25 protein-coding genes and 1 pseudogene are annotated in these 24,994 nt (G+C 42.8%); 2 read left to right on the forward strand and 24 right to left on the reverse strand.

The features are described 5' to 3' along the window. Position 1: 1 nt before the first annotated feature. The 19 genes from CHF41_RS10235 to CHF41_RS08800 form a co-directional block, all read right to left on the reverse strand. Positions 2 to 403: a diacylglycerol kinase family protein gene (locus tag CHF41_RS10235; RefSeq protein ID WP_240622953.1), complete on the reverse strand. Its 402-nt coding sequence runs from the start codon at positions 401 to 403 to the stop codon at positions 2 to 4. Beyond that, positions 384 to 881, reverse strand: a complete 498-nt coding sequence (gene ybeY / locus CHF41_RS08715) for an rRNA maturation RNase YbeY (RefSeq protein ID WP_119876904.1) — start codon at positions 879 to 881, stop codon at positions 384 to 386. The genes CHF41_RS10235 and ybeY overlap by 20 nt, the downstream gene beginning before the upstream one ends. A gap of 60 nt (positions 882 to 941) precedes the next feature. Further along, positions 942 to 1,409 (reverse strand): VanZ family protein, encoded by a 468-nt coding sequence (locus CHF41_RS08720; protein WP_162911939.1) that lies wholly within the window; start codon positions 1,407 to 1,409, stop codon positions 942 to 944. Between the two features lie 140 nt (positions 1,410 to 1,549). After that, positions 1,550 to 2,260 carry an HAD family hydrolase gene (locus CHF41_RS08725; protein WP_119876906.1) on the reverse strand — a complete coding sequence of 237 codons (711 nt, stop codon included), beginning with the start codon at positions 2,258 to 2,260 and terminating at the stop codon, positions 1,550 to 1,552. A gap of 90 nt (positions 2,261 to 2,350) precedes the next feature. Further along, complete coding sequence (locus tag CHF41_RS08730) at positions 2,351 to 3,694, reverse strand: PTS sugar transporter subunit IIC (RefSeq protein WP_240622954.1); 1,344 nt, start codon at positions 3,692 to 3,694, stop codon at positions 2,351 to 2,353. Beyond that, positions 3,695 to 4,135, reverse strand: a complete 441-nt coding sequence (locus CHF41_RS08735) for a DUF3284 domain-containing protein (RefSeq protein ID WP_119876907.1) — start codon at positions 4,133 to 4,135, stop codon at positions 3,695 to 3,697. It lies immediately after the preceding gene. Beyond that, positions 4,136 to 4,465, reverse strand: coding sequence for a PTS lactose/cellobiose transporter subunit IIA (locus CHF41_RS08740; RefSeq protein WP_119876908.1), 330 nt, complete (start codon positions 4,463 to 4,465; stop codon positions 4,136 to 4,138). 3 nt (positions 4,466 to 4,468) lie between these two features. After that, on the reverse strand, positions 4,469 to 4,780 hold the full coding sequence (locus CHF41_RS08745) for a PTS sugar transporter subunit IIB (protein ID WP_119876909.1): 312 nt from the start codon (positions 4,778 to 4,780) through the stop codon (positions 4,469 to 4,471). A gap of 15 nt (positions 4,781 to 4,795) precedes the next feature. Further along, entirely contained in the window at positions 4,796 to 6,778 is a 1,983-nt protein-coding gene (locus CHF41_RS08750; RefSeq protein ID WP_119876910.1) for a BglG family transcription antiterminator, read from the reverse strand. Positions 6,779 to 7,018: 240 nt separating this feature from the next. Next, positions 7,019 to 8,113, reverse strand: coding sequence for a DUF871 domain-containing protein (locus CHF41_RS08755; RefSeq protein WP_119876911.1), 1,095 nt, complete (start codon positions 8,111 to 8,113; stop codon positions 7,019 to 7,021). Positions 8,114 to 8,121: 8 nt separating this feature from the next. After that, positions 8,122 to 9,525 carry a glycoside hydrolase family 1 protein gene (locus CHF41_RS08760; RefSeq protein ID WP_119876912.1) on the reverse strand — a complete coding sequence of 468 codons (1,404 nt, stop codon included), beginning with the start codon at positions 9,523 to 9,525 and terminating at the stop codon, positions 8,122 to 8,124. Positions 9,526 to 9,765: 240 nt separating this feature from the next. Beyond that, a complete protein-coding gene (locus CHF41_RS08765; protein WP_119876913.1) occupies positions 9,766 to 11,508 on the reverse strand; it encodes an ABC transporter ATP-binding protein in 1,743 nt (580 codons plus the stop codon). Beyond that, positions 11,505 to 13,235 carry an ABC transporter ATP-binding protein gene (locus tag CHF41_RS08770; protein WP_119876914.1) on the reverse strand — a complete coding sequence of 577 codons (1,731 nt, stop codon included), beginning with the start codon at positions 13,233 to 13,235 and terminating at the stop codon, positions 11,505 to 11,507. The genes CHF41_RS08765 and CHF41_RS08770 overlap by 4 nt, the downstream gene beginning before the upstream one ends. Positions 13,236 to 13,681: 446 nt before the next feature. After that, positions 13,682 to 14,959 carry a class II D-tagatose-bisphosphate aldolase non-catalytic subunit gene (locus tag CHF41_RS08775; RefSeq protein ID WP_119876915.1) on the reverse strand — a complete coding sequence of 426 codons (1,278 nt, stop codon included), beginning with the start codon at positions 14,957 to 14,959 and terminating at the stop codon, positions 13,682 to 13,684. 10 nt (positions 14,960 to 14,969) lie between these two features. Continuing rightward, on the reverse strand, positions 14,970 to 16,016 hold the full coding sequence (locus tag CHF41_RS08780; RefSeq protein WP_119876916.1) for a PTS fructose transporter subunit IIC: 1,047 nt from the start codon (positions 16,014 to 16,016) through the stop codon (positions 14,970 to 14,972). Between the two features lie 20 nt (positions 16,017 to 16,036). Further along, positions 16,037 to 16,351 carry a PTS fructose transporter subunit IIB gene (locus tag CHF41_RS08785; protein WP_119876917.1) on the reverse strand — a complete coding sequence of 105 codons (315 nt, stop codon included), beginning with the start codon at positions 16,349 to 16,351 and terminating at the stop codon, positions 16,037 to 16,039. A gap of 11 nt (positions 16,352 to 16,362) precedes the next feature. Beyond that, a complete protein-coding gene (locus CHF41_RS08790; RefSeq protein WP_119876918.1) occupies positions 16,363 to 16,821 on the reverse strand; it encodes a PTS sugar transporter subunit IIA in 459 nt (152 codons plus the stop codon). Further along, positions 16,808 to 18,697: a BglG family transcription antiterminator gene (locus CHF41_RS08795; protein ID WP_119876919.1), complete on the reverse strand. Its 1,890-nt coding sequence runs from the start codon at positions 18,695 to 18,697 to the stop codon at positions 16,808 to 16,810. The genes CHF41_RS08790 and CHF41_RS08795 overlap by 14 nt, the downstream gene beginning before the upstream one ends. Before the next feature lie 176 nt (positions 18,698 to 18,873). Then, entirely contained in the window at positions 18,874 to 19,620 is a 747-nt protein-coding gene (locus CHF41_RS08800; RefSeq protein WP_119876920.1) for a lysophospholipid acyltransferase family protein, read from the reverse strand. Positions 19,621 to 19,715: 95 nt separating this feature from the next. Here CHF41_RS08800 and CHF41_RS08805 point away from each other — a divergent pair, with 95 nt between their 5' ends. Next, positions 19,716 to 20,465: a tRNA1(Val) (adenine(37)-N6)-methyltransferase gene (locus CHF41_RS08805; RefSeq protein WP_119876921.1), complete on the forward strand. Its 750-nt coding sequence runs from the start codon at positions 19,716 to 19,718 to the stop codon at positions 20,463 to 20,465. Between the two features lie 7 nt (positions 20,466 to 20,472). Beyond that, positions 20,473 to 20,724, forward strand: coding sequence for a GIY-YIG nuclease family protein (locus CHF41_RS08810; protein WP_119877178.1), 252 nt, complete (start codon positions 20,473 to 20,475; stop codon positions 20,722 to 20,724). A gap of 261 nt (positions 20,725 to 20,985) precedes the next feature. Here CHF41_RS08810 and CHF41_RS08815 read toward each other — a convergent pair. From CHF41_RS08815 to cshA, 5 genes and pseudogenes are all read right to left on the reverse strand, one after another. Continuing rightward, a pseudogene (locus tag CHF41_RS08815) lies at positions 20,986 to 21,441 on the reverse strand (GNAT family N-acetyltransferase). Positions 21,442 to 21,556: 115 nt separating this feature from the next. Further along, a complete protein-coding gene (locus CHF41_RS08820; RefSeq protein ID WP_119876922.1) occupies positions 21,557 to 22,072 on the reverse strand; it encodes an isoprenylcysteine carboxyl methyltransferase family protein in 516 nt (171 codons plus the stop codon). A gap of 134 nt (positions 22,073 to 22,206) precedes the next feature. Next, positions 22,207 to 22,809 carry a DUF1648 domain-containing protein gene (locus CHF41_RS08825; RefSeq protein ID WP_119876923.1) on the reverse strand — a complete coding sequence of 201 codons (603 nt, stop codon included), beginning with the start codon at positions 22,807 to 22,809 and terminating at the stop codon, positions 22,207 to 22,209. Beyond that, the gene (locus tag CHF41_RS08830; protein ID WP_119876924.1) at positions 22,796 to 23,074 is read right to left on the reverse strand and encodes an autorepressor SdpR family transcription factor; all 279 of its coding nucleotides are present in this window, start codon (positions 23,072 to 23,074) and stop codon (positions 22,796 to 22,798) included. The genes CHF41_RS08825 and CHF41_RS08830 overlap by 14 nt, the downstream gene beginning before the upstream one ends. Positions 23,075 to 23,395: 321 nt before the next feature. Further along, positions 23,396 to 24,961 (reverse strand): degradosome RNA helicase CshA, encoded by a 1,566-nt coding sequence (gene cshA / locus CHF41_RS08835; RefSeq protein WP_119876925.1) that lies wholly within the window; start codon positions 24,959 to 24,961, stop codon positions 23,396 to 23,398. Positions 24,962 to 24,994: the final 33 nt, after the last annotated feature.

Genomic DNA, 24,994 nt, shown 5'->3' on the forward strand with positions numbered 1-24,994 from the left:
CTTAAAAAATTACATTCCAAATTTTTGGAAGAAAAATCAGTAGCCCCGTCAAGAGGGCAAATCCCGATACAAACAAAACTGCTCCTGCTGCCATGTCCTTGGCATTTTTAGCCAGCATGGAGAAGTGATAACCTGACGCCAAGTCCACCACATTTTCAATGGCAGAATTGACGATTTCAAAGGCGATAACCAGGCTAATACTCAAGAGTAAAAAGAGCCATTCGGTCATCGACACTTGAAAAATAAATCCCGCTATCACGACCAAAATCGCAGATACGAGATGTTTGCGCATATTGCGCTCTTCCTTAAAAGCCGTAAAAAGACCTGTCACCGCAAATTCAAGGCTAGCAACCAGATCTCTATTTTTCCATTTTTTTTGTGGATTATTCTCGTGTAAGTCCATAAGCTGTCAATATTTCTTCTTGTAATCCAAACATTTCTGCTTCTTCTTCAGGCGTATAGTGATCATAGCCGTTGATATGCAGAAAACCGTGTACAGCTAAAAAGCCCATTTCCCGTTCAAAACTATGACCATAGTCTTTCGCTTGCTCATGTGCCTTATCAATGGAGATATACAACTCACCGATGTAGGCATCAAAATCTGCTAGCATCTCGCTCAACTCAGGATTGTCCAGCAGGTCTTCCTCATCAAAGACAATCTCTGTTTCGGGCTTATACTCTAGACTGACCACATCTGTCGGACGGTCAATTCCTCGATACTCCAAGTTCACCTCATGCACACGCGCATTGTCAACAAAGGTCACAGCCATTTCTTTTTGCTCTTTGCCAATCTTTTGAGCCGCAAACTCCAGTAAGTCGCGAATCTGCTGCTGCATCTCCTGCGTCACTTGCTGGGTCTCATCCACCATTTCAATATACATGTCTCACCACATTCTTTCTTAATTTCATTATATCACAAACTAGAAGGAAAGGAAAAAGTGCTAGTTTATCTTTCGTAAGAAGACGTTGAACAGTCCTATCCGTCTCATCGCTATTCCAATTAAAATCCCTACGCTATTTAGCACAATATCTCCTGTATCACAAATCCCAAGACTAAAAAGATACTGGGTAAGTTCCACTCCAGTCACACCTAAACATGCCAGAAAAAAGTGCTTTTTATCTGTTATAAGCGTACCTAACGGGACAAACATGAGAATATTCATCAAAGGAACAAAGCTGCTTCCTGCCTGAATGTCTCGCAAGGTTTCAATTGGATTTGGCTCAAACCCTCTAATGCCAAGATTTTTAAAGAAAAGTAGATAAGCTAAGCAGACAAAGTAAAGAACATAGAGCACTCTAATCTTCTTCCTACTCACTGTTTCTTGATAGAAAAAGCTCACAAAGACAAATACACTATAGCTCATGACGAGAATGATCAGCAATGGTCCCACAAAATCAATCTCAGGCATACGCACTACTATCCGAAGATAGTATTGAAAATAAAGATAGTGCATAAAGATGTAGCGACACACGAAAAAAGAAAGGAGGGCATTGATACTATCTAATAAAAGGGACTTCTTATGCATTGGTTTTTCCTTTCTGCTCTACCTCAAACTGAGTGACTGACTAATTGCTCAATCACACCGAGCAGATCTTCCCGCTTTTCCACCACCACATCTGCTTGGTAGGAACCATCAGGACTCTTTCGTTTGCGGTGATTGAGCCAAATGGCTTTCCAACCTGCTCCTTTTGCGCCAACAACATCATTTTCAAAGGAATCACCAACATAACAGATGTCCTCTGGTAAAAATTTCAGTCGCTCTGCCATTAAATCAAAGATAGCTTTTGCAGGTTTCGTAATCTCCACCTGACCAGAAATAATCGTTAACCTTTCTGGAATCCACTCAGTCAGTTCTAAAGACTGCAACTTGCGCAGCTGATGGAGATGTGGGCCATTGGTAATAATGCCTAGACGAATCTTGTTCTTATGGCAATAGTCAAAAATGGCTGGAAATTCTGGACTTAGGAGAAGCTTCCCTTGGTTTTCTTGATAGTCTTTTTGAATGGTCAGAGCCAGTTCGTCTGACACATCAAAACCAAAGTCTGCCAAGGCTCGTTTCATACGGTAAATATGGCTCGCTTCAAGCGTCATCTCCCCTGTCGTTGCCGCCTCAAACACTTCATCGGCATAGAAGCGAAAAGCAATATACAGAGCTTCCATGTCTTCATCGTGAACAGGGAGGTGAGCCTGAACAGCCCGCTTAAAAGGCTCTTCCTGATTATACAAGGTATCATCCAAATCAAAAATCAATGCTTTCATACTTCTATTCTAGCAAAAATTACGATTTATTGCTGAAACGAAACTATAGAATTGCAAAAGAAAAGAAGCTAGCCAAGCTAGCTACTTTTCCTAATTTTCCCCTACTTCGACCTTATTTGCTGCAATAACAAATGGAGTCCAGATAAGGAAAGCGACAAAGACATTAAAGAGTGAAATAGCACCTGCTAAGACATTTCCCCCTGTCGCAAGGAAGGCATAAAGCCCTGGAGGGGTAATCCATGGAATAGATACATAAACTGGAGGAATCATACCAAGAGCTGTCGCTGCATAGGCAATACCACAGCAGATTGGCGGAACAATCAACCATGGAATGACAAAGAGTGGATTCAAGACCATTGGAATACCAAAGGTTACTGGCTCATTGATATTGAAGATTCCCATCGGTGCAGATAACTTCGCAACTGCGCGATATTCTTGGCGCTTTGAAAAGAGAAAGACGGCAATGATAAAGGCAATGGTCACACCTGAACCACCCATTTGCCCATAAGCATCGAAAGAGCCACGGGTCCAGATATAAGGAAGAGCCTTGCCAGCTTCATGTGCTGCTGTATTTTCAAGGAGAGCAGGTAGGTAGATACCGTCCAAAACAGGTCCTAATACGTTGTGTCCATGAAGTCCAAAAAACCAGAATAATTGTACAAGGAACGAAAGCAAGATAACGCTGAACCAGCCTTGAGAAAGACCAAGCAACGGTTTTTGAATGTAGGCTGATACCAAGTCGTTCAAAGATTGACCAGATAATTGCATGGCCATAAAGCCGATAAAGGCTGAAACGTAGATGGCTACTATTCCTGGAATCATGGAAGCAAAAGCCTTGTTCACAGCTGGTGGAACCGTATCTGGCATCTTGATAGTAATTTTCTTTTTCATCAAGAAGCAGTAGATTTCTGCTGAAAGTAGACCGATAATCATAGCTGTAAATAAACCAGTCGCACCTGCATAGGCAACCTTGATGGCACCCCAATCAGAAGTTTCCAAGCCACTTTCTGAAATGGTCAAACCAAAGTCCGCCAAAGCTTTCACAACAGACTTATCAAGCCCTGCCACATCTGTCACAATGGTCATGGTTTGTGGAATGGTTGAGATGAAGGCTGCAAAAGAAACCAAGCCTCCTGCAATCGGATTAAGCTTTTCATGTTGAGCGCGGTTGTAGCCAAGCGCAAAGACAAAGGCCAAGGCCATGATGGCAATCGTTCCAAAGTATACGCAACCGTTTAGGGTGATGAGGGGCTGCATGCTTTCTGCAAAGCCGGTATTGCCCATGCTGTTTGGAATGTCCCGCACCAAGACATTGATTAAGACTGCAATCGCCCCTGCCATGGTCAGCGGGAACATAGCAAGAAAGGCATCCCTAATGGCAACTAGGTGCTTTTGCGAGCCAAGTTTGCCTGAAATTTTCATAAATGTGTCCATTTAATGAACCTCCTTTTTTGTTGCAAATTCTGCAAATTTTTTAATTTGAAGAAGCATTCGCTTCTCTAAACTCCGTTTCATCAGAGGAAGCAATAATTTATAGTTGAGCTTGTTCCAGCGACCTTCTGGCAGATAGTCTTCAGTGTAGACAATTTCTACCCCATCCTCTCCCATATCTTCCAAGCGGTAGGTCAAAAACTGTACACCACGGTTCGATTGAATCGCAACGGCGTAGCACTCATTTTCCACTAATTGCTGCAAGGTCACTTTGACGGACTGCTCCTCTTTTTTTCCGAAACGCTTGACGTAACTCAAGCCCTCTCTTATCTCAGATAATGGAAGGCACTTGCCTGTTGCTCGTTGATAGTCTTCCTGAAACAATTCTAAGTACAAAGCATAAAACTCTTCCAGTTGACCTGTTACTGTCAGACGCGCTTCCATCTACTGTCCTCCGATTTCCTCTATCTTGCGGTATAAATCAATTGTTTCCTTAGCCATATCCAAGAAGGTAATAGCATTCATCAAGTGGTCTTGACCATGGACCATTAAAAGGGAAACTTCGATTGACTGACCGGCTGCTTCTTCTGCTAATAAGGTCGTTTGTGATTTATGGGCAATGTTCAGAGCATGGTTGGCTTTTTCAAGGAAACTTGCCGCCGCATCAAAATCCCCTTTTTTAGCTGCACGAATGGCTTCGACCGCATTGCCCTTAGCATCTCCCCCATGCATAATGAGCCCCATAATAGCTTCAAGATTTGCTGGTTCTCCCATAGACTACTCTCCTAGTAACTTCAAGGCAAAGTCTAAGACGTTGGCCCCGTTCATAGTACCATAGTCAACCATATTGATGTCGCCAACCTTAATATCTGGCTCGTACTTTTCCTTGTACTCATCCAACATAAATTTGACCTGAGGTCCGACTAGCAAGGCATCAATTGTTTTATTGGCTACCTCATCTGCAACTTCAGAAATCGGAACAGCCCAAATACTTGCTGCTATGCCTTTATCGCTTGCTGCCTTAAGCATTTTGGTTACCAACATACTAGTAGACATACCAGCATTACATACTAACATGATATTTTTCATTGTTTTCCTCCTTCCCTATAGTAAAGGGATAAATAATTCTTTAAATTGTTGGACAGTTGGATTGTCCTGTAGTTTTTTCTGTAAATCAGGCGCGTGTACAAAAGAGGCGAGGGCTGGAGTGACCAGCTTCATCCGCTCATTTTTTCCTGTTGAAGGAGATAGCAGAAAGACAAACCGCACCTGGTCATGCTCCTTATCCCAGTAAATCGGATAACGGCATACGGCTATCACTACCTGTTCTTTTTGAGTCAACGCCTTTGGCGGATGCGGAAAGGCGAGGACTTCCTCATAGACAACGGAGCTAAGATTTTCCCGAATGGCAATCTGCTTGCGGAAATCCTGGCGAAATTGTGGGTCTTCTCCCTCGTCCAAGCAGTGAATCATCTGGGATAAGATTGTCTCCTTGTCCACCTGCTGATCCAGATACAAGAATTGCGCTTCCTGAAATAGTTGGGCCACATCTCCTAGCGGGAAGCCCTTCTTTTCTAGGTTCCTTGTAATCACGGTTGACTCTTCCCTCGTCCAGACCCTCTTGGTCATGTGGCTACGAATACGGGCAATATCTTGCGGTTGCAACAAAACACTGACCTTGACAACTGGAACGAGAAAGACCACATTGCTCAAGTCCACTGAAGAGATGATAAAATCAATGCCTGTCACATCTTGCTCAGTCAAATCGAGATAACTCGCAACTTCTACGATGTCTAACTCTGCTGGAAATTCATTTTCCAGTCGATGTTTCAGCATCCTAGCACTCCCGTAACCACTAGCACAAACGACCAGGACACGGTAGCGGACCTGTCCGCTCATTTTCTCCAAAGACGCCAAAACATGCAAACTAATGTAGGCATATTCATCATCTGTAATAGCTTGACCTTGTAATTCAGGCATAGAAGAAAATACTTCCTTGACTGCCCAAAGAACCTCGGGATACTGGGCTAAAATCTCTTTTGTCAAGGGATTGACTAGCTGAATATCATTGTGAATCCGATGCAGGAAGGGAATAAAATGTACCTTCAATGAATCAAGCAGATGTACATCCATCTCTAACGGAGTAGCTAGCTGCTGACCCAGTTTTTTCAAGCGTTCTCGTAGATGTCTTGTCACGCTATCTGTCACTTGATTGCTACCTACTTCTTCTTTTCCTCCATGCAAGTGAATGGAGATATAAGCCGCTTCTTTCTCCGGAAATTCGATGGAAAAGCGTTCTGCTAAGCGTCCTAAAATCCTTGTTGCTACTTGGTATTCTGGACTCTTTTTATCCTCCTGATGGGAAACCAGCTGAACTGGATTGCCCAGACGAATCCTGCTCATCATCAAAGCCAAGTGAACTACTAGATTGTGCAAGACAAAGTCAGGCAATTGCAACTGACCGTTTCGGCATTCATCGATGACAATCATGATAATATCCGAAAAATGACTTTCTTCAAGAACATCGTGCTGGAGTAGAGAAAAAACGGAATTTTGGAAGCTATCCATAAAGAAATAATCTTTGATAAAATGGCGGATAGCAGGCTCGCTTCCTACGACTTGAATGCCTTTTCTGCTAATTTGAATCTCAAGTCCATAGGGGCGAACCAAGTCCTTGATTTCTGTCAACAGCTGAGACACACTGGTCTTGCTTAGGTATAACTCCTGAGATAGGTTCAAAACGGTCGGACTACCTGCTTCCAAAAAAAGTTTATGAATAATGTAGTGACGCCTGTCTGTCGCTTCCTCCAATTGGCTTACGTCCTTGACCAACTTATCCGACTGCTGCCACTCCTGCCAGTAAAGCTGAAACTGCTCCTCATCTCGAAAAGAGAGCTGGTAGCCATAGCCTGATTTTGAAATCAGATCCGCCCCTTTTTTGACAATTTTATCCTCGATAATTTGCAGATACTTTCGGACGGTGCGGTCGCTCATCCCAATCGCTGCTGCCATCTTTTGACTAGAAATGTAATTTCCTTCCTGCTGCAGCAATACCTCCACAATCGCCGCTTCTTTTTTCGTTAGCATTTCTCACCTCCAATCTTTTTGTAAGCCTTTTCTCGCTTTCTATTGTACCAAATATTCATCGAGCCTTCACACTGCTTTTTTCCGCAATACTGATGAATTTAACCTTGCAAATAAACAAGAAACGACCTTGCTTGGTGATAGCTCGCCCACTTCCAAGTAAGAACCTCTGCAATAAAAACTAGCAGGCTTGTTCTAGACAGTGAAAAAGCTAGGCGTACAACCTAGCTTTTCAAATATTTATCACATCGCTGTTTCTTTCAAGGTAAAATCCTGCCATGGTTGCAGATAATCCAAAATCAGCAAGCTCCACGGTGTGAGTCGGGCAACAATATTGACTTTCTCGCTGACAGTAAAGGACTTAAGAGCAATCTGCAATTCCCCCTTGTAGCGCAGGTAGGCATCGTTATCTATCACAATCGTCCCTCTGCTGACCTCTTTGGACTGTGTGCGCGGTGGAATGCTCTCTTTTTGGTACCGTACCCGAGGTTCTGTTGAGCGGATAACAAAATCAGACACATCTCCCCGATATCGATGCGGAAAATCAAGAACAGCCTGTTCTACAGTAGTCAACTCCACCAAAGACTCATAGGTTAGCCCAATACTGTCTTGTTCCAAGACATTTACAAGACCTGTCAATTCGCTTTCTGCGACAAATTGATTGGAAATCAAAACCGTATCAAACAGGCCTGTCGCTTTCATCACTTCTGCCTGAACCATCAAGGGTGCATGGCGGATTTCTTCCAAGGTCGGAAGACCTTCTGTCACTGGCCATGGGCCTTCTGTTGCGGTCATTGCACTCAGAAAGACTGCCGTCTCAATCCCTCTTTCGTGATAGAATGTGGACATATCCAAAAAATGCTTGCGCGAAAGTCCTGTAAATTCATGGGGATAAAAATTGTGGCAGGCAATGATATTCTCCACATTTCCCCCTGCTTCTAGTAATTCTGTCAGCAGGCGCGTATCCGTACTCATGTTGAGTTCGATTTTAAGACCATCCGTATTCTGCGTCAAGAGTACCATCTCAGCTAGTGGCAACGCCTCATCCAGTCTGATACCTGCTAGACCAAATTCCCGGCATTTTTCCACCAAACAATCGTGCCAGCCATTAGCCGCTAAAAAGGCCGGACTGACATCTGCAATCACTCGAATGTCCTTGCAATTAGCATAGGCAATGATGTCCTGATAGAGCGAGCTATAGTCGTCCATACCATCTGTGAGCTGCAAGAGGCTCATGAAGAGTCGCTTAGCACCATACTTGGCCAGTAAATCGATATAAGCCAAAGACTGCTTGAGGTCGTATTTCTCAGGATAGAGCGAAAATCCAAGTGCTAGCATAACGCCTCCTATCTCTCAAAACCGTTATTTTGACTCAATTCTTTAAACCAATGACCTGACTTTTTGATCGTCCGCTCTTGGGTCTCTAGATTCAGTTCAATTAGACCATAGCGATTCTTATAAGCATTGAGCCAAGACCAACAATCGATAAAGGTCCAGAGCATATATCCCTTACAGTTAGCCCCAGCCTCTATCGCCTTGTGGAGCTCCACCAAATGGTCGGCGATAAAGTCGATTCGATAGTCATCTTGAATGGCTCCATTTTCACGGAACTTATCCTCTCCTTCGACCCCCATACCATTTTCAGTGACGAGCCATTCGATATTGCCGTAATGCTCCTTGAGGTTGATACCAATGTCGTAAATGCCTTTTTCATAGATTTCCCAGCCACGGTGCGGATTAATTTTCTTTCCAGGCATGTCGTAAGGCTCGTAGTAATAATGCGGTGTCAAAGGCTCGTCTTCACTTGGTTGAGTGCTTCTAGCTTGCACGCGCATAGGTTGATAGTAGTTGACTCCTAGGAAATCAACCGTGTTTTCCTTGATGATGTGGAGTTCCTCCTCGGTTGCTGGAGGTAAAATCTCATGTTTCTTTAAGATGTCCAGCAATTCAGGTGGGTAAACACCTAGAACAGATGGATCTAGAAAACTCTTGGTTTGGAACAATTCAGCAATCCGCGCAGCATCTTGGTCTTCTTTGCTGTCACTGCGTGGATAGGCTGGAGTCAAATTCAAGACAATGCAAATCCGGTGGTCTGGATGTGTTTCATGACAGGCCTTGACAGCTAATGAGCTTGCCAACTGCGTATGATAGGCCACTAAGGCAGCCGCTTTTGCATCGACCACACCAGGCAGATGAAAGTCTCCCAAATACCCACATTCGACAGGAACAATTGGCTCATTAAAGGTAATCCAAGTGTCTACGATATCACCAAACAAGTCAAAACAGGTTCTAGCATAGCGCTCATAAGCATAGACCGTCTCCTTGTTTTCCCAGCCGCCACGCTCCTGAAGAGCGTATGGTAAATCAAAATGATAAAGATTGACAATTAGCTTGATTCCCTCATCCACAATATCTTGAAACACCTGACGGTAGAAAGCAACTGCCTGCTCGTTGACCTTACCTGTTCCGTCTGCAATCAAACGTGACCACTGAATGGAAGTCCGAAAGACCGTATGCCCCGTTTCTTTCAAGAGTTTAATATCTTCTTTGTAATGCTGGTAGAAGGTAGAGGTATTTTCAGGACCTACTTGATCAAAAAAGCGTTCTGGCTCCCTTTCATACCAAGCGTCCCAGTTGCTTTTGGTCTTACCATCTCCTGCTACAATCCCCTCACTTTGGGGACCAGAGGTGGAGCTTCCCCACAGGAAACCTTCTGGAAAATGGTAAACTGTTTTTGCTGTATCTGACATAATTTCTCCTTTTGCACCTGTTTTTAACTCTAGTATAATCCTCCCAGTCACTCCTGTAAATGCTTTCAAAAAAGATATTTTTCCACATTCTTAAGGAAAATGACTAAAAAAGAGTGAAACAGTCGCTGCTGTCTCACTCTTTGGTCTCTTGAGGCCTTATTCAATCCTCTCTAAGAACCTGTACTTATAAGCTCCCGATTAGAGTTGCTGAGTTGTGAATAGAGATTCTAAAATTGGCTCTTAGCCCACTTTCTGCTGAATGGCTTGCATTTGAGCGTAGATACCCCCAAGGGCAAGAAGCTCCTCATGGTTTCCTCGTTCAACAATTTGCCCCTTATCCAAGACTAAAATCTGATCAGCATTTTGAATGGTGGATAGTCTGTGAGCGATGATAAAGGTTGTCCGTCCTTCTTTCACGACTTCCATGGCATGCTGGATGATTTCTTCTGTCTCTGTATCAATGTGCGACGTCGCTTCATCTAAAATCAAAATCTTCGGATCTGAGTAGAGAGTACGAGCAAAGGCAATCAACTGTCGCTCCCCACTTGAAAAGGCTGCTCCCTTTTCAACAACAGGCTCGTCAATCCCCTTTTCAAGCCGTCCTAGTAAGTCCATAGCTCCGACCTTCTCAAGAGCTTCTAGAATCTTCTTGCGATCCATGTCTTCCTCATTCATGCTGACATTGGTCGCAATGGTCCCTGTAAAGAGATAAGGGTCTTGGAGGACAATCCCCATGTGACTGCGGACACTTTCTCGTCGATAGTCTCTAATATCTTGTCCATCAATCTGGACACTTCCTTGTTGCGGATCATAAAAGCGATAGAGCAAGTTCATAATGGAGGTCTTGCCTGATCCGGTATGACCAACAAGGGCAATGGTCTCGCCCTTTTCTACCTCAAAGGAAATATCCTTCAAAATGGGCTTTCCTTCTTCGTAGGCGAATTGGACTCGATCAAAGACCACTCGACCGTCTGTTACGATAAGACTTTCATCACTATCGTCTTCGACGGGCTCTTCCAACAAGGCTAACAAGCGTTTTCCTGTCTCCAAGGAACGCAGCATATTAGGAAACTGCTGTACCAAGCGCCCCATAGCATCAAAGACATCTGTAATATAGTTGATATAGACAAAGAGGATACCAGCTGTCAACTGCCATTGACCTCCTAGGAAACGCTGACCGACAACCGTTAGGACCAAGGTGATGACCAAGTATTTGATGAGTTCTGTCATGTTCCAAGTCGCAATCGATTGGGCCCAGATGATTCGATTTTCCGACCGCTTCATCTTGTTAGCTGTCTCTTCAAAATCTTCCATAACCGCTTCTTCCTGACCATAGAGCTGAATCAAGCTTGCCCCATTCATGGATTCATTGACCTTGGTATTGAGGTCGCTTCTTGCATCATAAAAGTCTTTCATGGGTTGATCCGTCAAGCGTTTGTAGAAGACCTGCAAAGCATAAAAAGCTGGTAGAAGCGCAAGTAAGACCACACCTAGAATCGCATTCATATGGAAAATAATCCCGTAGGTAAAGAGCAAGCGCACCACGTTATTAAAAATATAGACCAAGGTTGCATAAAACTGATTGCGAAGGGTCTCCGTATCGTTGACAATCCGTGTGGCAATCTTTCCTGCTGGCTTATCATCAAAATAAGAAATCGGCAAGCGCTGCATGCGGTCATAAGCACGATTGCGCAAGGTTTCTGCAATCCGATTGGCACAATGCATCAAGATACGGGTTGAGAGATACAGAAAGAGGCCACCCACAAGATTCAATCCCAGATAAGCCGCTAATTGCAGAAGAAACCCAGCCTGATCAAAGGGCAAACCCTTGCTCAAATCCGTTACTGGACCGTCAATAATTCGCTGTAGGAGAATCGGCGATAGCCGCACCAAGGTCGATGCCCCTAGATAGATGAGAACACCTAGCACAAACAAGCCTGTAACACGGCGAATTTCTTTTAATAGGGTAATCAGTACTCTCATTCTTCTCCTCCTTCCTGACTTTGCTGACGTTGGTACTGCTCATAGTACCAGCCTTCTTGGGCTAGGAGCTTTTCTGGTGTCCCTTCTTCAACGATGCGTCCGTCTTCTAAGACCAAAACCCAATCCGCATGATGCACAGCAGATAGGCGGTGAGTCACGATGATATTGGTCTTGCCCTTTCGTTCCCGCTGGATATTTTCGATAATTTGACGCTCCGTTCGCGCATCCACCGCTGAGAGTGAATCATCTAAGATGAGTAGGTCTGGCTTACGCAAGAAGGCACGGGCAATGGAAATCCGTTGCTTTTGGCCACCTGAAATCGACACCCCGCGCTCCCCAATCGTGGTCTCGATTCCTTCAGACATCCGCTCCAAGTCCTTAGTAAAGTCTGCTGTCTCAATCGCCTGCACTATCTCATCTAGCTGACTATCCCCTTTTCCAAGGGCAATATTTTCTCGAACCGTTTTCGAAAATAAAACGTGCTCTTGAGGTACATAGCCAATCTTCTGCTCAATTGAAGTCCGTTTGAAAGCCAGTACCGATTGTCCATTGAAGGTAAATGTTCCACTGCCGATTGGGTATTGCCGCAAGAACTGCCGAATCAAGGTAGTCTTCCCTGAACCTGTTTTTCCAACAATACCGACTGTCTGACCAGCCTTCAAGGTCCACGAAATATCTGTCAAACTATTGCGCTCTGCCTGCGGATAGGAAAAATCGTAGTGCTCAAAGGATATCTCGCCTAAGTCTGCCAACCACTCATCTCCGTCTTCTTCCATATCATCACCCGTATCAATCAGCTCCTGCAATTTGGCAAAAGAAGTCTTTCCAGTTTGGTAGACAAAAATAAAATCTGACAGCATCCAAAAGGGTTCTAAGAGTGATACCGTGTAGAGTTGTAGGGCAATGACTTGGCCGAGCGACACCTGGGAACGTTCTAGGAAAACAGCTCCTAACCATAAAATAGCAATGATGGAAACCCCTAATAAAATAGTGCTTAGCGGATTGTACAAGGCTTGAAAGGCCATGATTGTATCCCCGCCACGCGCAAGCGCTCGGGTCCGCTCCTGAAACTTGCGTTCCTGCCGTTCTTTCTTGCTGTAGGCCCGTGTGACACGGATCCCTTCGACTACTTCTAGAACCTCGTCATTTAAACCAGCAACCGCTTCTCGGTTGGCCTCGACCGCCTGATTCTGCCATTTTCCAATGACATAAATCGCCGCAACCAAGGCCACCATCGGAATCAAAGCTCCAAGGCTAATCTGCCACGAAATGAAAAACATGGTCGGAACGATAAAGGCAATCATTCCACCTGCATAGACCACAATCATGAGCCCGTAGCCCACCATGTCCATTAAACCTTCCACGTCCGTTGAAAAGCGCGTCATCACATCACCCGAACGAAATTTCTCATAGAATGGCGTCCGCATTACGACTAGCTTACGAAATGAACGCTGCTGCATATCAAATTTAAACTGCACCGATGACTGAAACAGCTTCAAATGCCAAATATAGGCCATCACATAGGTCAAAATGGTCACTCCGAGCAACAGCAGCATGTCCTGCATCAAGCCCGCTCTAGTCAAGTTCTCCTGACCAATCTTGTCCACCAACCCCTGAATAATCTTGGTCGGTATCAACAAACACGCATCATAAACAATCAAGCTAATTGCAACCAACAAGTACAGCCACTTGTGTTGCTTTACGTACTGAATAATTAGCCCTATCATCATCTCCTCCTTAAAACCCTATCATCACCCAATCTTTATTTAATAGTAAATTGGATAAAGGTTAGGACATTGTTCAGTCGCTTTGATGAACACCAGTTCTAGCTGCAACTACTTGCCTTGTCCTATTAATCCACTATAATAGACTATAAATTAAACCGAAGTGACTAAAAAGCACACAAAAAACCCGAGATAGAATTGCTCCATCCCGAGTCCCTCAAGTCCACAAAAAGACACTAAGACCGATACTTAGAAAGGAGCCTATTCTGAAAAATAGTATTGTTAACTACTACATTGTTGTTCATTGTTGTTCTCCTTTCATTTGTTCTATATACGTACCATTCTAACAGAATATTTAAGGATGTCAAGAAATACTCGGATTTTTTGGAAAATAATTTTTGGGCGGGACAAGCAAGAAGAAGTCAGGAAAGGCCCAACTTCTCTCTAGCTTATTTTTGTAAGGCTTTGATACGGCTCGTTACACCTTTTAGATTGTAACACTCAGCATAATCTCGAATCGGACGCTTAATGTGGTCAATGACATAACGCTTCCCGTCAATATGATAGGTTGCTAAATTAGCATATAGTTTCTCGATTTGTTCCTTGACCGCTGCATCATTAAAGGTATAATGACCTGCTATATCTAGAATTTCTTCTTGCAACTCCTGATTGCCCCCTGCTAAGATTTGCTCAACTGTCAAATCTTTCTGGTCTCCCATCATCCACTTTCTCCAACGCTCACTTTTAATGGCATGCAGAAGAAGGGTTTGACGAATTGTTGACGGCTCAGCAATTAAGCCTTGCGCAACTAATTTCTCTTCTACTTTTCCTAGATTGAGATAAGCCCGTGTCTCTTCCGTACCATATTGAGGTGCTACATTTGTTGCAGTAATCGCTGACGGGATGTGTTCTAACAGAGTAACATCATCTAGATAGTCCCCATTATGCTCTTTCAAGCCAACACCATATTTCTTAGCCATCTGCGCCAAATCATAGGCGTTCTGGAAATTAAAGTGCCCTACTTGTTCTGTCTTACGCGTCAAAGTCCCTGTCTGACCAACAATAAAGGTTGGCATTGGCAATTGGCGTTTGCCTAGTTCTTCCTGTAACTGTTGAATAAAGGTCTCATAGGTCTCTGTAGAAGTCAAACCACCGTTTGTTTCCTCTGTTCCAACTTCGTAGCCAATTTCTGGCAATCCGCGTTTTTTGCGTTCCTCTTCACAAAAGGCAATCAAGTCAACAGTCCGCTCCAACACGACCTCAAGCGGAATCACTTTTCCAACTTCAAAAGGATCCTTTGTCGGATCAATCATTAGCAAGTCAAAACCTGCTTCAATATCTCCTACGTAAGATTGCTGACCTAAGCGCATGGCCTCCTCTACTGGTAAATGGTCATTTCTCTCTTTATCCCGTTGCCAAGGACCACCATGATCTCGGCAAAGATAATACAGATTATTATAGCCAATCTCTTCAGCCACTTCTTCTACAGCTTTTGCAAAGCTAAACTGATTCCAACCATTGACATATCCTCCGCCTAACTCATCCAAATCAACCTGATTGCGGCTGGCGATAAACATGACAGGATAGTCATCTTCTTTGGATAATTCAAGCGTTGCTTGGACACAATTGCGAGACATAGGACCAATCCCTAGTAAAGTAGCGGATTCTCCCTTATTTTGCAAGTCCAACAAGCCTTCTACGACCGATTTAATAGATAATTTCGACATATTTCTCTCCTTATTTTAATTCTTCATCTGCTAGATTTGGTTTTGTGAAGTGGATAATTGCAACGGATACCAGCGTTCCAATCAGCATGGCAAGAAAATACCACAATTTCCCATTGACGACAGGCAGAATAATCAAACCTCCATGCGGTACAAGGGCTTCTACATTGTTAATCATGCCCAAGGCACCACCAACAGCACTACCGATGATAATGGCTGGCAAGACCCGTTTCATATCTTTTACAGCAAATGGAATCGCACCTTCTGTAATTCCAATGAGCCCCATAAAGAAAGCGGACATTCCCAAATCTCGGTCTTCTTTCGTATATTTTTTTCGGTCAATAAAAGTTGAGATAGCAACTGCAAGCGGTGGAATCGCTACAGCAATCCGGTGAGCCCCATTTGGAGCATAGATTCCTTCTGCCATCAGAGCTAGTGTAAAGGCTGTCGCTGTCTTATTGATTGGACCTCCCATATCGACAGCAGTCATTGCTCCGATAATGAGACCAAGCACAATGGCACTACCACCTTGCAATTCACCTAAAGTAGCTACTAGCCAGGTCATCGCAGCACCAATCGGAACAGAAATGACATAAATGTAGAGCATTCCCAATAAAAAGACTGTTAGAATCGGAATGATTAAGATGGGCATCAAGGTACGAATAGTCGGTGTTACTTTCCAAGTTTTACACCATTTTACAAAGTAACCAGTTAATACCCCCAGCAACATAGCTCCTAAAAATCCAGTCTTGACTTGAGCGGATCCGATTGGATTATTGGCCACATAGCCCAAAATCATCGCAGGTGCAAGAGCAGGCTTTCCAGCAATAGAATAAGCAATATAGCCTGCCAGTAATGGAATCATGATTGAGAATCCCGCCACTCCCAAATCCAACAAATCCTGCATGAATTGGCTGCTAACTTCCATTCCTCCTTCGCCAGGTTTTCCTGTTGCTAAGGATAGGGCTATAAAAACTCCACCTACGACAACTGATGGCAGCATATATGACACCCCAGTATTAAAGGCTTTTTGCAAGTCTTTCCACAATGTCTTCTCCATTTTTTTCTCCTTTCGTCCTTCTATAGTGCTTCTGCTTGATCAACAACCTTATCAGGATGACGGATGGCCTCACCTGGATCAACCAGCAACACCTTGCCTTCATCACGCTTGTCATCAAAGCGATCCTGACCTTCAATTTCAACTGCAATAGCTAAAATCACAACATCGGCTTGGTCAATCTGCTCTTGCTCCAATTCCTGCTCGATTCCCATGCCTCCTTGTGTCTCCACTTGGACCTCATATCCTCGTTTACGACACTCTTTTTCAATGGCTTCTTGAGCCATATATGTATGAGCGATACCTGTCGGACAGGCTGTTACAGCAACGACTTTCATAAAAATTCCTCCTAAATGTCTATCGAACGCAATCGTTCGAAAAGAGTTGTTTTGTTTCCAATGGTTAGTAGTTGATGACGAAAGTCTTCATCTAGCAATTTTTTACTTACTTGCGAAATAAATCGTAAATGTAATTTTTCCGTTCCAGCATTAGGAACTCCGATGAGAAAGATAAGTTGGACAGCCTCTTCGTGCCCTTGTGTCCACTTAAACGGCTCACTTGTTCTTAGAAAAGCGATAAACGGTTTTTCAACGACATCCGCTTTCCCATGCGGAATGGCAATTCCATATCCAATCGCTGTCGGCACTTCTTCTTCACGTGCTAGCACAGCGTTCATAAATAAATCAACATCTGTCACATATCCCAGCTGACATGCTTGATTTGTAATCGCTTGAATCACCTCTTTTTTCGTTACAAGCTCCTCATCCATAAAAATCAATTCTTCATGTATAATATTATGCTCTTTCATATACAATTTTTAAAACCTCCGTTCTATTCTTAGCATGGCGCAGGGCAGTTAGCCTCTCATCTGTATTGATCAATTCATAAATTCCAGAAATGATTGATTTGGTTTTGGACATATCCTTAGGACTAATTCCAATAATAAATATAAGATCCACAAAGTAATCTTTCCACTTAAATTTTTTTGAACTCTTTACAATCGCAACAAATGTTTGCTGAACCTCTTGCGGTTTTCCATGAGGAATCGCAACTCCAATCGGCAAATCTGTATTACCAAATTCTTCTCGGTCTAACATAGCTTGTCTAAATCCGGGTGTTACAAAGCCTCTATCTGCTAACATATGACTCAAACTCTTAATAGCATCTGTCGAGGAATGATAGTGTTCATGATAGAAAACCAGTTCCTCTGACAGATAGGGAGCTAAATTAGCACTTTTCCTCTTAGGACTGATAAGCACTCTAGCTGCATGAGCATTCAGAAGCATCGATAATTCCTGCTCACTAATTAAAGGTGAAACGAAGTGGATATGCGAAGCTTTCTGCTGTAACGGAATAGTTGTCAGAATGACATCATAGGCTTCCAGATCTAACTGTGTTGCCTCCATCGATGAAGCAACCTCTACCTTATCAAGGGATGGTAAGGTATTTTTTATCCGATGAATTAGTAATTCGGAAGTCACAATTCCAGTTGCACAAACTACCAGGATTTTCCGACTCACTCCTATTTTTTCCAATGCTAATTGGAAGTAAATGGTCAAAAAAGCAATCTCATCTTCATTGAATCCCACGCCAATCGCTTCACTGAAATCCGAAACCGCAAGCCACAAAACATTGAAGACAATCGAAAATTCAAGTTTTATCTGCTCTGTGAAGGGATTCTTAACAAGAGTATGGGAACGTAAGCGTGATAACATGGGTGGAATATGCACTGTCAATTGTTCTAGCAGGGTCGTATCATTTGAAAAATCGACATTTAAAGCCTGTGAAACCTGTTTGATTAAACCTGCCACTAGGTTGCTATCGACATACTGACTTGGCATGGGTTCAAATCGATAGAGCAACAATTTTTGGGAAAGATACTCCACATCCTCGTTGGCATACTCCACATCTAACCTCAGAGAAATTTTATGAAGAATCTTTACTGCACTATCTATGTAAAAGGCATCTGCCTTCTTATGAAACAGGGACTCACTACCTGCACTATGCTCACCTTGAGTCAGTTGATAGACTTGAGCAATTAAGAAAGCTAGACAGTGCTGGACATAGACTTCTGATATAGCATGGACATTCTCCCTAACATAGGTATAAAGTACGTTGGAGCAAACTTGAATTATATCTCTAGCATAATAGGGAAGCAAACTATCGACAGTATCAGACGTTTTCACCCCATTTGCAAAGTCGCCCTGCTCAATAATATATTGGTTAAAATTCACAAATGCTGTAATCTTGTCCTCTGTCGTCGGAAAGACCAACCGAGTTCCATGATGATTACTTAACAGCTCGCCACTCGTTCCACGAAGTAGAATCAAGGTAATGGTTTCTAGGTCTTGCTTGATGGAACTCTTACTGACAAAGTAGCGCTCTGCTAAATCATTAAAACTTGTTTGCTTATTTTGAAATAACAAGTCTTGCATGATGTCAATACGGCGCGTAATTTGAAAATCCTGAGTATCTACTCCCTCCATTAAGTCTTCATAGCTCACTAACGAGATTCCAACCCCTCTCCGTTTTTCAAATACAATCCCTCTCTGTTCTAGATTGCGAATCTCTTTATGGATTGTCCTCACCGAAACACCTAGCTTATTTGCAAAATAAGCCGCTTGCTTGGCACTTCGTTCTTCTTTCATCATTCTCACTAATTTTAACTGTCTTTGGGTAAGCATTTCTCACCTCCATCTTCACTCAGCTCTGCTTGCTTATATACAAATTGTAACCGCTATCAATATCTTTGTAAATAACAAAAAGCTGCAAGAAGTTCTTGCAGCAAATCAGACACCGGTTATAAAATATGACTTTAAGACCGTTATCAAAAAACTCGCACAAAGCGAGGATTTTTCATTTATTTATCTAAATTGGTATCTGGTTGCCAGACAAAACTTGCGAGATAGCTAAAGAGGTAGGTCAAGCCCAAGATAAGAGTAACAAGTATTAGGACTGGCACACGGTAAATAAAGGTCCAATAAGGCAAGCGTTTCTTGCCTGTCTGGGCAGCACGAGCAAGGTCGTCCAGGCGATTGAATTCTGACTCAATGCGGTGAGTGACTTCTGCAATCCCTGCATCGTCTAGGCGTTTAATATCTGAAATATCAATCGGGTTTCCAAAAGCAACGTCAATGCGGTCTCCCAACAATAGATTTTTAAGGCTCATTGGTCCAATATAGGTGGCAGGCATGATTTTCACCTTAGCAGTCTTTGCAATGACAGCAACGCCCCCTTTTAATTTGGTAGAATGACGGGTTCCTGACGGGAACATCACCAAGGAACGATTGCTTTTTTTCAGCATTTTAACAGGGTATTTGATTGCAGCTGTTCCTGGATTTTCTCGGTCAATTGGAAAGGCACCGCACTTGCTAATCCACCAGCCAAATCCTCTATCCTTGAACAATTCTTTCTTCGCCATAAAAATAAACTGTTTGGGCGCAGAAGCATAGCCTAAAAAGACAGGATCCCAAAAGGTTCTGTGCGGCGCTACCAAAATGTAATTTTCATCCTGAGGCAGAATTTTTTCCCTATCATGATAGTGAATATTGCCGTTGACAGCCCATAATAAAAAGACTAATAAACTTCGTAAGTAGGAATAAAACATGGTACTCTCCTTTACTGATTTCCCTACTATTATACCATATTTTGAAAGCTAGCAAAGATTTTTCATCTGTCGTCACAATGTGCTATAATAGGTCTATGAACAAGCCAGAATTACAAGCAGGAGAGAGAATTGACCAGCTCTTCTCCACCGATGTCAAGATTATTCAAAATAAAGAAGTCTTTAGCTATTCTATTGACAGTGTTCTTTTGTCGCGCTTTCCAAAGTTGCCCCCAAAAGGTCTTATCGTAGATCTCTGTAGTGGAAATGGGGCAGTCGGACTCTTTGCGTCAACCCAGACCACGGCTAAGATTACCCTTATTGAAATCCAAGAACGCTTAGCGGATATGGCGAAGCGCTCGATTGCGCTCAACCAGCTAGAAAATCAGGTTGAAATGATTCACGATGATCTCAAGCACCTGCTCAACCATGTTCCACGTTCACAGGTTGATTTAATTCTTTGCAATCCGCCTTATTTTAAGGTCGAACAACAGCCTAATCTGAAAGCGAGCGAACATTACCTATTAGCTAGACATGAAATCACGACCAACCTTGAAGAAATTTGTGCGGTGAGTCGCCATGCCCTCAAATCAAATGGTCGTTTAGCCATGGTACATCGACCCGAGCGCTTCCTTGAAATTCTTGATACTATGAAAGCCTATAATCTAGCACCAAAACGAATCCAATTTATCCACCCCAAGGTAGGTAAGGACGCCAATATGCTGCTGATTGAGGCCATTAAAGACGGTTCTTTAGAAGGGTTGAAGATTTTGCCTCCATTGATTGTGCACCAAGAAAACGGCGACTATACCGCAGAAATCGAGGAAATTTACTTTGGAAAAGGCTAAACATTATATGTATGTGGTCAAATGTGCTGATAATAGCCTTTACACCGGCTATACGACTGATATTGACAAGCGGATTGCAACCCACAACAGCGGCAAAGGTGCCAAATACACCCGCAACCGTAGACCTGTTAAATTGCTCTATCAGGAAACCTTTCCCGATAAATCAAGTGCCATGTCAGCAGAAAGTTTCTTCAAACGCAAGACACGGCAGCAAAAATTGGATTATATTGCAGAAAGGGAGTGGGGCAGACTCCCATGATTGCTCCGCAATCACCTACAAAAGAATGTAGTCTGGAAGATTACGTATAAAAAATCGTGATTTCGTAGAAATCGATTTTGTCGCTCTCGCTTTCTCATTTTTAGGCTCAAGTATTAACAGTCCACTGGACTTTTAATACCCCGCAAGGTTGACTAGGTTTGTAGAATATTGATTTATCAACGTTTGACAAACCAGACAATCATCGCTTTCAAATTTCTAGGCTCAGGTATCAATAGTCACTCCCCTGACTATTGATATGCGTCAAACTGTCAAAGCTATAAAAGAAGCAAGGCTGGATACTTTTGTCCCAGCCTCTTTTTGCCTTTTTACATAAGTATAAGCTACACAATCTAGCTCATCTACTGCCTTAAATCCTAAGGATTCGTAGAAAGCCATTGTCTTTTCTTCTCTGCCTGTCAAGAGATGCAGTTGGTAAATATCAGGATAGCTGGCTAAAAGCATTCCCATCAGCCTTCGTCCAATACCCCTTCGTTGATAGTCTGGTAAGACTAGAATATCTTGCACAAAGAGAATGGAAGCACCATCTCCCACAGCTCGTAACAAGCCTACGAGCTTTTCTTAATCAAAGGCTGCACTGTTTGCTAAGGCCTGTTCTAACATCTGAGGTTGATTTGTATAATTAGTCCATTCAGCTGCTCTGTAAAACCCAAGAACGGATGTCATGTCTAATTTTGCTTGCTTCACATAGGTAATCATCATCTTCTCCTTTTCTTTTATATGATTTTAAAAAGAACATGCTGTATCCAAATTCCTGATACCCATAGAGGCCTCCTATTTACTGGTGAAGTGATACACTTTGCTCGGCACTACTCTAGCTATTTGGCAGAATAACGGTCTCTAACAGTTCTTCTTCCTCGCGAATCCGACGCCATAAAACAAGCGTGTAAAAAGGTGCGAGCACGAGGGCTGCCCACCATGAATGGCATAAAAGTGTCAAGCCAACAAGTTCTGGAATGATATTTAGATAGTAATTCGGGTGTTTGACAAGACGGAAAAGGATGTGGTCATTGTAGGTGTGGTTATTAGCAATCATTAGCTTGACTGTCCATATATCCCCCAAAATAGACTGCACAAGATACAGCATGCACATGGAGAATACGAGTAGCACAATACCGATGAGCCCAAGAATATCTACCTGAGTATGCTTGATCAATGCCTCTACGACACTCAAAATATAAAATAAGATATGCAAAAGGGTTAAAGCTTTTGTGTTTTTCACCCCATATTCTCTTCCACCATTTTTCAAAATCATTTGTTCATGCTGAACCGAAATCTTCAAAAACCATAGCCGTATTACAAATACAAGGGCAACAATACCAATAACCATTATCTTGTCTCCTTAATGAATAAAGTAGTTCTTTTATTATAAAGAGCAGAGATTTTGGGGTCAATAGATTTCGTATATTTTACACCTTGCAGAGATGAACCTTAGATAATCTATAGTTTTCCTACTCCACACCCTTAGTGATGAGTCATTTTATAGCCTTTATATCCACAATACATACTCCAAACAATCGCTGAAATTGTAAAGAAAATCAAAACCACGATAGATACGATTGGTTCAAAAAATAGACTAAGGAGAAGCGCGACAGCAGCACCTATGAAAAGATAGGCAGTTTTCTTACGAAGCCTTAAACTTTGCATTTCTGCCACTCCTGCTGTATCTTTTGGCATGTAATTACCTGTAACGAGATAAATACCTGCCAACAGGGCTATAACCAATCTTCGATAATCTAGCTCATTTCCTACATTCACCAGTAGAATACTGGTCGTTACAAGTGTCATAACGATAGGCAACACCCATTTCATCACTTTTACAGCAGGAATCCGACCACTTTTGGTCACATCAAGCGCTATGCATAAAAAGATGTGCAAGGTCAAGACCAGCAAGGGAGTACCAACAAGCGTAACCCATTTGCTACCTATCCCATTAGCTTCATTATCAATGCCGAAATGTATTTGCACGACCTCTGGCAACTGGCTGTAATAAATGACAACGAGAACAAGCGGTATCAGAAAAATCAAACTTGTCACAACGAGCATTTTCCAATCAATTTTTTTCATCTCTTTCTCCTCCAAAGCTGGCAATCCAGACCAGCACTTCTTCAAATACGGTATAGTTCAACCGATAGTAAATAAAATTCTTCTGCTTTTCTTCTAAAATGAGACCTGCCTTTTTTAATATAGACAAGTGATGAGAAACCGTGGCACCGCTCAAGTGAAAGAGCTCCACAATCTCACCCGCAGACTTGGGACCCGACTTCAAGCTATCTAAAATCTGCCTCCGAATTGGCGCGGAAATCGCCTTTAAGGTTTCTGATAGACCCATTTTATCTCCTTTCACTTTCTATTTAGAAATATTTCTAAATAGAATACTACTCCTTTTACTTCAACTTGTCAATAACTATTTAGAAAAAAATCGAAATAGAATACAAAAAACAGTCCCAACTATTTTTAGCTGGGACTTGCGCTACTATCTTTTGATAAGGCGATCAAGTGCAGTCAAGGTAAGAATCCAATTTCAGAGAAACTGGTCACGTCAACTATTGACGAAATCCACTAAATGAACCTCGCTTGCGAATTTCTGGGCTCGGGCTAAGGCTAAAATAATCCACTAATTTGTTAAGATAAACTGGTCCACTGGACCAGTTTATTTATCTCCCTTATTGCGGATGACGAAGCCTGTCTTTTTCTCGCTTGAGATACGTTTGCGTGGTTTTTTGTTGTCTTTTCCGAAACGGTCACGGTCGTTGGTGCGACGTTTTTCCTTGTAATCTCTGCGGCCACCAGTGCGACGGTCATCACCTCGGCGATTACCTGAAGATCTACCACTTTTTCCAGACTTGCCACGGCTACCGCCTTTATCACCTGGGACGTATTTGAACGGTAGTGGTTTTTCACGGGCGATTTCCACTTCTGGCATAGATTCTGGGTCTTGCACAGTAAGGCTCAAGATATACATCGCCAATTCTTCTGGTGAAAATTCGCTGGCTAATTTGATTGCATCTTTCCCAAATTTATCAAAGTTTTTGCGGATACTTTCATCGGCAAAATCACGTTCGATTTTCTTCAGCGCAATCTTTTTCTTGGCCTGAAAGGCTTCTTCTGCTGTTGCAGGCTTCATGCCAGTCATACGTTTTTTGGTCAAATCTTCAATAATCTTGAGGTAGCCCATTTCATTTGGCGATACAAAGGTAATGGATTGACCAGATTTTCCAGCACGACCTGTCCGACCGATACGGTGAACATAGCTTTCTGGATCCTGCGGAATATCATAGTTATAGACATGCGTCACACCTGAAATATCGAGACCACGAGCTGCAACATCCGTTGCAACAAGGACATCAAGACCGCCCGTTTTGAAATCACGAAGAACGCGGAGTCGCTTGCTTTGATCCAAATCACCGTGAATACCTTCTGCACGGAAGCCTCGAATTTTCAGACCACGGGTCAATTCATCTACACGACGCTTGGTTCGACCAAAGACAATCGACAATTCTGGTTGATCGACATCCATGAGACGAGTCATGGTATCAAATTTTTCCTGCTCTTTAACACGAACATAGTATTGATCCACTAATTCCGTTGTCAATTCTTTGGCTTCAATCTGAACATGTTCAGGATTTTTCATAAATTGAACGCCAATTCGCTTGATCGGAGCTGGCATAGTCGCTGAAAAGAGAAGGGTTTGGCGTTCTTCTGGAACACGAGAAATAATAGACTCAATATCTTCCAAGAAGCCCATGTTGAGCATTTCATCTGCTTCATCGAGAATCAAGGTTTCCACATGATTGAGTTTCAAGGCCTTGCGTTTAATCAAATCAAGAAGACGACCAGGTGTTCCAACCACAATATGAGCGCCAGATTTAAGCGCCTTGATTTGCTTTTCGATACTTGAACCACCATAGACAGAGCGTACCTTGACACCCTTGCTACGACCGAAGCGGAAGAGTTCTTCTTGACTTTGAACGGCGAGTTCACGCGTTGGTGCAATGACCAAGGCTTGAATGGTCAAGTCCTCTGTGCGGATTTTTTCAAGCGTTGGTAGACCAAAAGCAGCTGTTTTTCCTGTTCCTGTCTGAGCTTGACCGATTACGTCTTTGCCTTCAAGAGCAAGCGGAATTGTCTTTTCTTGAATCGGACTTGCCTCCACAAATCCTGCTGTTTCGATTTCTGCTAATAAGTCAGCAGATAACTGTAATTCATTAAATTTCATATTCTTCTTTCTAAGTTGGGAAAATCCCAACAT

Source organism: Streptococcus respiraculi, assembly GCF_003595525.1.
Classification (GTDB): domain Bacteria; phylum Bacillota; class Bacilli; order Lactobacillales; family Streptococcaceae; genus Streptococcus; species Streptococcus respiraculi.